The following is an 11,629-nucleotide window of genomic DNA, read 5'->3' as shown; positions in this document are numbered from 1 at the left end:
CACACCAAGATCCACCACGGCTTCCGGATCGAACGCCAACCCGACGGCCGATGGCGCACCTACCGCCCCGACGGCACCGAGATCCTCATCCTGCCCCGCACCACCGCAGACCCGGCCAACTCCCGCGCCGGCTGACCGGTCACGCCCGCTCCACCGCCACCTGACCGCGCGCCGGCGGACCTCGCGCGGACGCTGAACCGGCGCTCCGGCGACTCACCGCGCGCCGGCTGAGACTGAGCCCGCTCGGGATTAGTCCGAGCCGGCCCCCGACCAGGGGACGACGGTGAGCTCGGGCCACTGCTGCTGCCACCGCGCGCTCTTCGCCTCGTAGACGTGACGCGGGGCCAGCCGCCGGTTGGGGCGGACCACGAGGTCGAAGAGGTCGGCGTAGCCGTGTGGCGCGTACACCTCGGGCCGGCCCTCGCGGTCCACCCGGACCCCGTAGCAGCAGCACACGGCCGCGAAGTGGTCGATGGCGTCGGGGCAGTCGCGGAACGGTGCAGCGGGCACCCCGAACCGCGCCTCGTACCAGAGGTGCACCCGGGCCTCGTTGCGGATCTCCACCGGCACCGGCAGGTCGGCGAACAGCTTCGCGCCCGCCTGGATGACGGCGTCTTCCGCGTCCCAGGAGGTGTCCGGGTCGAAGTAGAAGAGGTCGGCGTCCCGGATCCCGGTGCCCGGAGGTCGACCGGTGAGCTCGTTCCACACCGTCTGGAACAGCACCCCGGCGGTCAGCCACCAGTCCGGGGCGCCCAGGACCGGTGCGCGCTCGAGGATCGCCGCCACGGTGGGATCGGCCAGCACGATGCCGAGGAACCGCTCCTCGCCGGTGGCCCCCTCCGGAACCTGCGACGGGCGGGGAGGAGGGGGTCCTCCCATCAGATCAGGCGGAGGACGCCCGCCGCGCTGGCCAGCACGGCAGCGACCAGCAGGATGACTGCGAACACGACCTGGGGACCGGTGCGCCGGCCGTCGTCGGTGTCCGCGCGCCAGATGCTCCACGCCCCACCGAGCAGGAAACCACCGAGCAGCAGGAGGGGCAGCCCCCCGCTCACCGCCGGCCGCGCCGGGTCACAGCGCGCCCTTGGTCGAGGGGACGTCGGGAACCCGGGGGTCGATCGCCACGGCGGCGCGCAGCGCCCGCGCCAGCGCCTTGAACTGCGCCTCCACGATGTGGTGGGCGTCGCGGCCGGCGTAGAGCACCCGCACGTGCAGGCTGATCCGGGCGTTGAAGGCGAACGACTCGAGCACGTGCTTGGTGAGCGACGTCGGGTAATCCGGCCCGATCATCGGCGTCATGTCCTCGGGCTCGGCGTGCACGAAGTACGGCCGGCCGGAGAGGTCCACCGCCGCCTGCGCGAGCACCTCGTCCATCGGGATGGTGGCATCGCCGTAGCGGGTGATGCCGCGCTTGTCCCCCAGCGCCTCGGCGAACGCCTGGCCCAGCGCGATGGCGACGTCCTCGACCGTGTGGTGCGCGTCGATGTGCAGGTCGCCGTCGGCCTGCACCGTGAGGTCGATGCCGCTGTGCTTGGACAGCGCGGTGAGCATGTGGTCGTAGAAGCCCACGCCCGTGCTGATCGAGCTGCTGCCGGTGCCGTCGAGGTCGAGCTCCACCACGAGCTTGGTCTCGCTGGTCTGGCGCTCGACGCGTGCGGTGCGGGTCATGGGCGTCAGTCTCCCAGAAGCGTGCGGTGGGCCGGCGCGACCTCACCCAGGGCGGTGAGGAACGCGTCGGTCTCCTCGGCGGTCCCGGCGGTCACCCGCAGCCAGCCCGGTAGCCCGACGTCCCGGACGAGCACCCCCCGGTCCAGCAGCGCCCGCCACGCGGCGGGTGCGTCGGCGAAGTGGCCGAAGAGGACGAAGTTGGCGTCGCTGGGCACGCTCGTCAGCCCCATGCCCGGCAGCGCGGCCACGATGCGGTCGCGCTGCGCCTTCACCGCGTCGACGGTCGCCAGCAGGGCGTCGGTGTGCGCCAGCGCCGTCCGCGCGGCGGCCTGGGTGAGCGAGCTCAGGTGGTAGGGCAGCCGGACCAGCTGGATGGCGTCGACGACGGCCGGGTCCGCGGCCAGGTAGCCCAGCCGCAGCCCCGCCATGCCGAACGCCTTGCTCATCGTGCGGCTGACGACCAGCCGCGGCCGGCCCGGGAGCAGCGTGAGCGACGACGGCGTCCCCGTGCGGGCGAACTCCGCGTACGCCTCGTCGACGACGAGGACCCCCTCGGTGGCCTCGTAGAGCGCGGCCACCGTGTCCAGGTCGACGGCGGTGCCGGTGGGGTTGTTCGGGCTGGTGACGAAGACGACGTCGGGCCGCACCTGCCGCACCTGGGCCACGGCGGCGTCGGTGTCGATGGTGAAGTCGGCCGCCCGGTGCCCGTCGACCCAGGCCGTGCCGGTGCCGGCCGCGATGATCGGGTGCATCGAGTACGAGGGCGTGAACCCCAGTGCGGTGCGCCCCGCACCCCCGAACGCCTGCAGGACCTGCTGCAGCACCTCGTTGGAGCCGTTGGCCGCCCACACCTGCGCCGGCTCGACCGGCACGCCGCCGGTGCGCGACAGGTAGGCGGCGAGGTCGGCCCGCAGCGCGACGGCGTCCCGGTCGGGGTAGCGGTTGAGCGCCAGCGCCGCGTGACCCAGCGCCTCCCCCAGGTCGGCCAGCAGCTCGGCCGGCAGCGGGTGCGGGTTCTCGTTGGTGTTGAGCCGGTGCGTGGCGGGCAGCTGCGGGGCGCCGTAGGGCGTGCGGCCACGCAGCTCCGGCCGCAGCGGGAGCTCGTCGAGCTCGGTCACGACCGCTGCCGGACCCGCACCGCTGCCGCGTGCGCCGGCAGGTCCTCGGCGCCGGCGAGGGCGTCGACGTGCGCGGCGACGTCGGCGAGCGCCTGCTCGTCGTACTCGACCAGGTGGATGCCGCGCAGGAACGACTGCACCGACAGCCCGCTGGAGTGCCGCGCGCACCCGCCGGTGGGCAGCACGTGGTTGGAGCCGGCGATGTAGTCGCCCAACGAGACCGGCGACCAGGCGCCGACGAAGATCGCCCCCGCGTTGCGCACCCGCATCGCCACCTCGCGGGGTCGCTGAGTCTGGATCTCCAGGTGCTCGGCGGCGTAGGCGTCGACCACCCGCACCCCGGCGTCGAGGTCGTCGACCAGCACGATGCCCGACTGGGTGCCCTCCAGCGCGGTGGTGATCCGGTCGGAGTGCTTGGTGGCTGCGACCTGCCCGGGCACCAGGGTGAGGACGGCGTCGGCCAGCTCCGCGCTGGGGGTGACGAGCACCGCGCCGGCCAGCGGGTCGTGCTCGGCCTGGCTGATCAGGTCGGCGGCCACGTGCGCGGGATCGGCGGTGTCGTCGGCGAGGATCGCGACCTCGGTCGGGCCGGCCTCGGAGTCGATGCCGATCAGCCCGCGCAGCAGCCGCTTGGCCGCCGTCACGTAGACGTTGCCGGGGCCGGTGACCATGTCCACCGGCTCGCAGGAGCCGGCGCCGTACCCGAAGACGGCGATGGCCTGCGCCCCGCCGACGGCGTAGACCTCGGTGACACCCAGCAGCGCGCAGGCGGCGAGCACGCCGGGGTCGGGCAGGCCGCCGTTGTCCCGCTGCGGCGGGGAGGCGACGGCGATCGACTCGACGCCGGCGATCTGCGCGGGGACCACGTTCATCACGACGCTGGACAGCAGCGGCGCCAGGCCGCCGGGGACGTACAGGCCCACGCGCCGGACCGGGAGCCAGCGCTCGGTGACCGTCCCGCCGGCGACGACCTCCGTGGTGACGTCGGTGCGGCGCTGGTCGGCGTGCACCTTCTGCACCCGCGCGATGGACTCCTCCAGAGCCTGGCGCAGCGTCGGGTCGCACTCGGCGAGCGCCCGGGTCAGCGCCTCCTGCGGGACGGCGAAGTCCTCGGCGTCCACCCCGTCGAGCCGAGCGGTGATCTCGCGCACCGCCTGGGCGCCGCGCAGCCGCACGTCCTCGCAGAGCGGGCGGACGGTGGCGAGGACCGAGTCGATGTCGGTGGCTGCCCGCGGCAGCAGCCCGGCGAGCTCCCGGACGCCGGGCAGGGCGTTTCCACGCAGGTCGATGCGTGCCAGCACGGGTGCCTCCGGGGTCCGATCGGGTGGTGCGACGCGGGTCCCAGGGTATCCAGCGCCGTCCGGCCTCCCCGGGGCGCCCACACGGGCCGGCGGCGGGCGGCCCGTACGCTTGCCGGGATGGGCGAGCTGATCCCGCTGTTCCCGCTGGGCCGGCCCCTGTTTCCCGGGGTCGTGCTGCCGCTGCAGATCTTCGAGCCCCGCTACCGCCGTCTCATGCGCGACCTCATGGACCTGCCCGAGCACGGTGACCGTCGCTTCTTCGGGGTGGTCGCGATCCGGCAGGGCTGGGAGGTCGAGCGGGTGGCCCCGGCGGCGGCGCTCTACGACATCGGCTGCACCGCACGGCTGCAGCGGCTGCAGCCGCAGGCCGACGGCGGGTTCCGCATCGTCACCGTGGGCGGCGAGCGGTTCCGGCTGCTGGACGTCGTGGTCGGCGAGGACCCGCCCTACCTGCAGGCCCAGGTCGAGTGGCTGGCCGAGGAGGAGGCCGCGGAGGAGGCCGCCGGGGACGCGGAGGCGGTGACCGACGGCGACGACACCGGCCTGGCGCCTCCCCCGGACGAGCTCGTCAGCTCGGTCGCCCGGGGGTCGCTGGACCTGCTGGCCCGCGGGGTCGGGGACCTCTTCACGCAGTACGTCGCCGAGGTGTCAGCGCTGGGCGCGGGCGCCCAGGGGGACGGCGTGGAGGCGGCGGTGCGGCTCGCCGCGGCCGCCGACGACCCGTCCGCGCTGTCCTGGCTGGTCGCGTCCTCGGCGCTGCTGACCACCGAGGACCGGCAGGCGTTGCTGGCCGAGTCCGCGACGCGCCGGCGGCTGGCCGCGGAGTCCCGGCTGCTGCGCCGGGAACTCACGCTGCTCCAGACCCTCGGTGCGGTGCCGGCGCCGCTGCAGCAGTTCGCCACCCCTATGACGGTGAACTGACCGCGGGTCGCCGAGCAGTGTCAGCGCGGACCCGGGGCGGCGAGGACGGCGGACCCCAGGAAGTGACAGGCGTTCAGCGCCACCGCGAGATCCACCCGGTGGGATCGCGTGGCGGGGTCCCGTAGCTCCAGGGCCCGGGAGACCCGGTACTTCACGGTGTTGCGGTGCAGCCGCATGATCTCGGCCGTGTCGGTGTAGCTCTCCCCGGTGAGGTAGAAGACCCGCAGCGTCTCCCGCAGCACCTGCGACGTGTCGTTGTCCAGCGCGAGTTGTCCCAGGACCTCCCCGACCCAGGCCCGGGCGGAGTCGAGATCACCGGCGAGCATCGAGGTGATCGCCACTCCTTCGTCCCCGAAGCCCATGATCGGTGCCGTCCCGCCCGAGGCCACGGCGACGCGGCGCGCGGCCTGGGCCTGTACGTGGGTGCGCCGGAAACCGGTCACGCCGGAGGCGGACAGCCCGAGGGCCGCCCGGCAGGTCGGCGTCTGCCCGACGAGCGTGCCGATCTGGGTCGTGTCCACCTCCGCCGGCCGCACCGCGAAGGGCAGCCACGCCCAGGCGGTCTCACGATCGACCGCCGTCACCAGGGGCGCACCCGAGCAGCCGGCACCGGCGGCCACCTTGGACACCACCGAGGTGAGCAGCCGGAGCTCGTCGGGCGCGGGCGCCGCGGCCACCGACCAGATGATCATCCCGAGGTGGTGGGCGGACAGGCGGTAGCCGGTCTCCTTCTCGAAGTGCACTGGTGCCACGTTCTGCCCGCCCAGGACGTCGTGGATCAGCGCCGCCCGGACGGTCCCCTGGGTGCTCAGCCAGCGCTCGCGTTCGGCTTCGTACGCCTCGAAGACGTACTGCGAGATCCAGTCGATGTACCGGCCGACCACCGTGGCCATGTGGTGCAGGACCTCGAACTTCTCCTCCGCGGAGCAGTCCAGGGCCTGGACATCGGGGAACATCTGCTCGATGAAGTCGTCCTTGCCCACGCTGTAGGCGCGGACCAGGGAGTTCGCCGGGACCTCCCGCTGGGCCAGCCGCATCGCGTACTCCACTGCGGCGGTCGTGGGCTGCAGGTGCTCGATGGGGATGTGGTTGATCAGGATGTGCGTGAGCGTCTTGGTGTTGGCGTCCACGCTGGCCCGGAGCAGCTCGAGGAACTGCGGGTCGACGTCGAGCGAACGGATGTGCCGCATGATCAGGTCGGTCATGTCCCGCGCGATCCGGGGCTGCCGCCGATCCAGCCGCTGAGCCGCCTCCGACACCAGGGCCAGGATGCGGTCGGCGCCCCCGACGCCGTCCCGCTCCTCCGCTCCCGCGCTCACCACGCCTGCCGGTTCAGGAGGAGCTCCGCTTCAGGGCCGACTGCGCGGCGTTGAAACCGCACAGCCCGTGCGCTCCCGCACCCGGCGGGGTGGCCGCCGAGCACAGGTAGACGCCGTCCACGCCGAGTGCATACGGATCCAGTGCCACGCGGGGCCGGAACACCAGCTGGAGAGGGTCGTTGGCGCCGGTGACGACGTCCCCGCCGACGTAGTTCGCGTTGTGTGCCTCGAGGCCGGCGGTCGAGGTCACGTGCCGGGCCAGCACCCGGTCGCGGAAGCCGGGGGCGAACCGCTCGATCTGGTCCTCGATGGCGGCGGTCGCGTCGCCGGTGTAACCGGCCGGCACGTGGGCGTAGGTGTACAGGGGGTGGACGTCGTCCCGGGACCGGGTCGGGTCGGCGACGTACTGCTGCCCCACCAGCACGAACGGGCGTTCCGGCATCCGCCCCCGGACGACGTCCCGCTCAGTGGCCGCGATCTCCTCGAAGGTGCCCCCGACGTGGACGGTGCCGGCGCGCCGGGACTCCTCGTGGGTCCAGGGGACGCCGCCCTGCACCGCGAACTCGACCTTGAACGAGCCGGGACCGTGGCGGTAGCGGATGAGAGCACGGGAGATCCGCCGGGGCATCCGGTCCCCGACGATGCGCGCTGCCGCGGCGGGTGCGACGTCGAGCATCACGATGTCCGGGTCGCCGAGCTCGTCCAGGGAGCCGACCCTCACCCCGGTCTCGACCTTGGCGCCGTGCTCGGCGAGCAGCGCGGAGACCGCCCTGCCGATGGCCGCCGACCCGCCCTCGGCCACGGGCCAGCCGTACCGGTGCGCTGCCGTCCCCAGTGCCACGCCGATCGCTGAGGACGCCGGTGACCCGAACGGCCGGAACGCGTGCGCGGCGACGCCGGCGAACAGCGCCCGTGCCTCCGGCCCCGACCACCGCCGAGCCAGCACCGCGGCCGGCAGCAGGGAGTAGGCGCCGAAGCGGGCGAGCTTCACCGGATGAGCGGGCACGTGCAGCAACGGCTGCAGGAAGTCCTCGGCGATGTCGTCGAAGCGTCGCTCGAGCGGTTCGAAGAGGCTGCGCCAGCGACGGCCGTCCTCCCCCAGGCGGGCTGCGGTGTCGTCCATCGACCGCTGGACGGCGGCACCGCGGCCGCCGTCCAGCGGGTGGGAGTACTCGAAGTCCGCCCACCGCCACGTCAACCCCTGCGCCGCCAGGTCGAACGCCCGGGAGAACGGGGTGTCGACGGCCAGCGGGTGGAAGCCGGAGCACTCGTCGTGGATGAGCCCGGGCAGGGTGAGGGCGCTGCTCCGGGTGCCGCCCCCGATGGTGTCCGCGGCTTCGAGCACCGTCACCTGGACACCGGCGGCAGCGAGAGTGAGGGCGGCAGCGAGCCCGTTGGGCCCGCTGCCGACCACGACGGCGTCGGTCATGCACTCACACTGGCACGGACCGCCGGGTGCGGGTGCTCCCCGGCCGGCGTGTAGCCGGGGCTGCGCCACGTGACGGTGTGCGGGATGGGCCCGTTGGGCAGCCAGGGCTGCTCGGCCACGGCCTCCGCCACGTTCCAGTAGCCCCGCTCCACGACGCCGAGCGCCGCGTCGATGACCTTGTACTCCTGGGTCGAGCGGTGGATCGGCTGGGATTCGACCCACACGACGATGCACTCGCCCGGCTCGAACGCGCAGCGCTTCTGCACGGCGGTGATCGTCTGCTCGTTGTGCAGGTGCGCGTCACCGAACTGCCAGCCGACCAGTGTGGTGCAGACGAACTCGCCCTCGCGGATGCGGTAGTTCTCCAGGCGGTCGAGGTGCCGCATCATCAGCGACATCAGGCCGCGCCCCTGGCTGTGCATGGTCCGCCAGGCCATCGCCTTCTGCATGAAGATCTCCGCGATCTCCTTGCCGAACGCCCCGGCGAGCTGGTCGACCTGGTTGGGGTTGTACTTGACCAGGTGCTTGTTCAGCTTGTCCTCGGCCTCGTCACCACGGAACGCCCAGGTCGCCGAGGCCCAGTTGCCGGCGTACTGCCGCATCGACGGCAGGAACGAGATCAGGTCGGGCCGCAGGTTGCCCAGGATCGGGAAGGCGACGAAGACGGCGAGGATGGCGACGAGCAGCCACGGCGAGCTGATGTCGCCGACGCCGTAGCCCTCGGAGGCGGGGAAGCCGGCGAAGAGCCAGACGGGGGCGAACATGAAGAAGACGTTCCACTCCAGCGGCACCGCGAGCGGGAAGGTGGAGGTGATGAAGATGTGGAACACCACCATGCCCACGATCGCCAGCCAGGTGATCGTCGAGTCGGTCGAGAACAGCAGCACCAACGGCAGCACGAGTTCGACGACGGTGCCGCCGATGTGCGCGAAGCCCCAGGCGATCTTCGACGGCCGCAGGTCGTTCGGGTAGTCGCGGTAGAGCGCCCGCTTGAACGTCAGCGACGTGATCCATGGCGTGTTGCTCACCATCGGCGGGACGACGTTGGTGAAGTGGTGGCCGAACTTCGAGATGCCGGCGCCCATCCAGATCGTCACGACGGCGATCTTGGCCGCCAGGACCATGTCGACCTGGGTGCTCAGGACGCCGAAGAAGAACAGCACGGCGACGTACTGCTCCGACCGCGCGGCCAGGAAGACGACCCGGTCGCGCAGGCCCATGACGACGATCAGGCCGACGTAGGCGAGCAGCCCCCACTGCGGCAGGAGCCCGGCGTCGCTCCCCGGCACGGCGGACGACTCGAAACCCGGGGTGAGCAGCAGGAAGGCCAGCGTGGCCAGGATGCTGCAGTAGAGGACGACGTCGAAGGTGGTGCGGTGGTCGCCCTTGGTGAACGGCACCTTCCCCGGCCACGGGGGCAGGCGCAGGGTGTTGCGCCGCGTCCAGTACAGGAAGCCGCCGATGAACGGCTTGAACTTGAACGCCAGCGGACCCGAAGACGACGCCCAACCGGTGATCTCGAACAGCACGGTCCAGACGATCAGCTTCTGGTAGACGATGAGCTCGCCCCACCAGGAGGCGAGGTTCCCGATGCCACCGAGACCGGGCGTGGTGAGGGCGACGATGGCGACGCCGCCGGCCACGTAGAAGATCAGCTTGTAGACGTAGAGCATGTGGTTGGTCTTCGGGCCACCGAAGCCGTACTCGCACCAGTGGGTGGCGAGCATCCGCATGCGATCCATGAAGGGCATCGACTCGAACTCGGCCGGGTCCACCGGCGGCATGTCTGCGGTCTTGAATCCCACGGGGGGCTCCTTCGTTCGGGCAGGGGTGATCAGCACGAGGGGCGCTCGTGCAGCGGGACTGCTGGTGCGGTCGGGAGTGCGGTGCCGGCTAGACGGGTTGCGGTTGCAGCGATCGGCGAAGGGTCGGCTTGTCCGTCTTGCCGACCGGGTTCTTGGGGAGGCCGTCGAGGATCTCGATGCGCTCCGGCACCTTCGCCCGGGTGAGATGGCGCCGGCAGTGCTCGAGCAGTTCGTCGTCCCCGATCCGGGCGTCCGGGTAGAGGCTCACGTACGCCACGGGCGACTCCCCCAGGACGTCGTCCGGACGTCCGACGACGGCGGCCTCGAGAACGCCGGGCACCGCCGTGAGCACGGCCTCGATCTCCTTGGGGTAGATGTTCTCCCCGCCGCGGATGATCATGTCCTTCACGCGGTCGACGATCGTGAGGTAGCCGTCCTCGTCGAGCCGGCCGACGTCGCCGGTCCGCAGCCAGCCGCCCACCAGCGTCTCGGCGGTGGCCTCGGGCTTGCCGAGGTACCCCCGCATGACGGTCGGGCCGGAGATGACGACCTCCCCGATGTCACCCGTGCCGGCGGGGGATCCGTCCTCCCGCACGATCGCGATCCGCTGCCCCGGCAGCGCGGGCCCGACGGTGCCGAGCTTGCGGACGCCATCGACCGGGTTGCACGCCGAGGCACAGGTGCCCTCGGTGAGGCCGTAGCCCTCGACCATGGTGAAGCCGAATCGTTCCTCGCAGCGGTCGAGGAGCTCGGCCGACACCGGGGCGGCACCGCAGACGACGAACCGGAGGGAGGACGTGTCCGGCCGGACGTCGTCGGGGAGGGACGCCAGCAGCGCGTAGATCGTCGGCACGGCCGAGAAGTAGGTCGGGCGGAGCTTCTCGACGTGGTCGAAGAACCGGCTGGCGGAAAAGCTGCCGACGATGCTGAGCTGCCCGCCCACCCGGATGGTGGCCAGCGCGCTCACCATGATCGCGTTGGCGTGGAAAAGAGGGAGGACCAGCAGGCAGTGGTCGCGTTCGGTCAACGAGAAGTGCGCCGCCATAGTGCCCGACATCGCCTCCACGTTGGCGTGGTCGAGCATGACGCCCTTGGGCCGCCCGGTGGACCCGCTGGTGTAGATGAGCAGCGCCAGGTCGTCGGGGCGGAGAGCCACCGGTGGGAGCGGGGCACCGGAGTCGGCGGTGCGCATGTCTCCTACGTGGATCGCCGTCCGGCCGCCGGTGGGCGCCGCCGGCCCTCCGTTCACCACGACGACGGCGCCGGAGTCGGCGATCTGGTGGTCGGCCTCGCTGGCGGTGAAGGCCGGGTTGACCGGGGTGGCCGCGCCGCCGAGCCGCCACGCAGCGAACAATGCCACGAGCAGTTCGAGGCGGTTCGGCAGCATGATCGCCAGGACGTCGCCCCGGCCGAAGCCCGTTGCGGCCAGCTGGGCGGCGAAGGCCTCGATCCGCGCCCGGAACTGGGCACGGGTGAGTTCCACGTCTTCGTCCCGCACGCATGGCGCGTCATCGGACGTCCTGAGTCGCTCCCAGGGCAGGTAACCCGGTCTCATGCGCCGCCGGCTCCTCGGTGCTCGTTCGCTGTGACCCGCACCACGCAGGCCCTGTGGCGCCCGACACTACGAAGGGTGGGCGAGCGTGCCCACGTCCTCCGTACACCAACTTGGCCAGCGAGTTTGTGCACGGTGCACGGTGCACACCGGTCGCCGGACCGACGCGCCGGGGCAGCGACCGACCCGCGGGCTCAGCTTGCCGTTTAACCTCCGTGGCCGGCGGAGTCACATCAGTGTGATTCGAGGGCTGGCATGAAGGCGGCCACCGCGTGATCCTTCGGAGTAGCGAGCTTCGAAGATCGGCGGTGGCCGCGATGGACAGTCTTCCCCTGTCCGACGGGATTGACCAGAGCTTCGTGGGGCCGGCGGGGCTGGACCGGCTGCGAGAGTTCCGCGGTCAGCTGTATGGATGCCTGGGTCGGCGGGCCGATGAGCTGTTCGAGCTGGCCGACGCGCTGCTGTGCGCTGAGGGTCCGGTGCGGTCGCTGGTCGGGCTGTGCCTGGCCCCGGAGC

General features: G+C 72.2%; 10 protein-coding genes and 2 pseudogenes. 3 read left to right on the top strand and 9 right to left on the bottom strand.

Annotated elements, in window-relative coordinates:
• Positions 1-135, top strand: a pseudogene (locus tag BMW62_RS23360) (endonuclease); the annotation flags it as partial.
• A 114-nt stretch (positions 136-249) separates the two neighbouring features.
• Here the strand turns inward: BMW62_RS23360 and BMW62_RS21845 are convergent.
• From BMW62_RS21845 to hisD, 5 genes are read right to left on the bottom strand one after another with little or no spacing between them, the layout of a single operon-like run.
• Positions 250-879, bottom strand: coding sequence for a nucleotidyltransferase family protein (locus BMW62_RS21845; RefSeq protein WP_091935774.1), 630 nt, complete (start codon positions 877-879; stop codon positions 250-252).
• Entirely contained in the window at positions 879-1,055 is a 177-nt protein-coding gene (locus BMW62_RS22880; RefSeq protein ID WP_170852521.1) for a hypothetical protein, read from the bottom strand. The genes BMW62_RS21845 and BMW62_RS22880 overlap by 1 nt, the downstream gene beginning before the upstream one ends.
• A gap of 16 nt (positions 1,056-1,071) precedes the next feature.
• Positions 1,072-1,668, bottom strand: a complete 597-nt coding sequence (gene hisB, locus BMW62_RS21840) for an imidazoleglycerol-phosphate dehydratase HisB (RefSeq protein WP_091935772.1) — start codon at positions 1,666-1,668, stop codon at positions 1,072-1,074.
• Positions 1,669-1,673: 5 nt separating this feature from the next.
• Positions 1,674-2,786, bottom strand: a complete 1,113-nt coding sequence (locus BMW62_RS21835; protein ID WP_091935769.1) for a histidinol-phosphate transaminase — start codon at positions 2,784-2,786, stop codon at positions 1,674-1,676.
• Complete coding sequence (gene hisD / locus BMW62_RS21830) at positions 2,783-4,087, bottom strand: histidinol dehydrogenase (protein ID WP_091935766.1); 1,305 nt, start codon at positions 4,085-4,087, stop codon at positions 2,783-2,785. The genes BMW62_RS21835 and hisD overlap by 4 nt, the downstream gene beginning before the upstream one ends.
• 117 nt (positions 4,088-4,204) lie before the next feature.
• On the opposite strand from hisD, the gene BMW62_RS21825 reads away from it, so the two are divergent.
• Positions 4,205-5,008 (top strand): LON peptidase substrate-binding domain-containing protein, encoded by an 804-nt coding sequence (locus BMW62_RS21825; RefSeq protein ID WP_091935763.1) that lies wholly within the window; start codon positions 4,205-4,207, stop codon positions 5,006-5,008.
• A gap of 20 nt (positions 5,009-5,028) precedes the next feature.
• On the opposite strand, the gene BMW62_RS21820 is transcribed toward BMW62_RS21825, so the two are convergent.
• The 4 genes from BMW62_RS21820 to BMW62_RS21805 form a co-directional block, all read right to left on the bottom strand.
• Positions 5,029-6,327: an RsbRD N-terminal domain-containing protein gene (locus BMW62_RS21820; RefSeq protein ID WP_211435245.1), complete on the bottom strand. Its 1,299-nt coding sequence runs from the start codon at positions 6,325-6,327 to the stop codon at positions 5,029-5,031.
• A gap of 13 nt (positions 6,328-6,340) precedes the next feature.
• Positions 6,341-7,756 (bottom strand): phytoene desaturase family protein, encoded by a 1,416-nt coding sequence (locus BMW62_RS21815; RefSeq protein ID WP_091935761.1) that lies wholly within the window; start codon positions 7,754-7,756, stop codon positions 6,341-6,343.
• On the bottom strand, positions 7,753-9,561 hold the full coding sequence (locus tag BMW62_RS21810) for a DUF3556 domain-containing protein (RefSeq protein ID WP_091935758.1): 1,809 nt from the start codon (positions 9,559-9,561) through the stop codon (positions 7,753-7,755). Before BMW62_RS21810 ends, BMW62_RS21815 begins: the two co-directional genes overlap by 4 nt.
• Before the next feature lie 88 nt (positions 9,562-9,649).
• Positions 9,650-11,116 (bottom strand): class I adenylate-forming enzyme family protein, encoded by a 1,467-nt coding sequence (locus BMW62_RS21805; protein WP_091935755.1) that lies wholly within the window; start codon positions 11,114-11,116, stop codon positions 9,650-9,652.
• Positions 11,117-11,430: 314 nt separating this feature from the next.
• Here BMW62_RS21805 and BMW62_RS21800 point away from each other — a divergent pair.
• A pseudogene (locus tag BMW62_RS21800) lies at positions 11,431-11,629 on the top strand (transposase); the annotation flags it as partial.

Source organism: Blastococcus sp. DSM 46786, from assembly GCF_900109665.1.
Classification (GTDB): domain Bacteria; phylum Actinomycetota; class Actinomycetes; order Mycobacteriales; family Geodermatophilaceae; genus Blastococcus; species Blastococcus carthaginiensis.
Note: the sequence above shows the minus strand (reverse complement) of the source record. Positions and strands in the feature narration are given on the sequence as shown.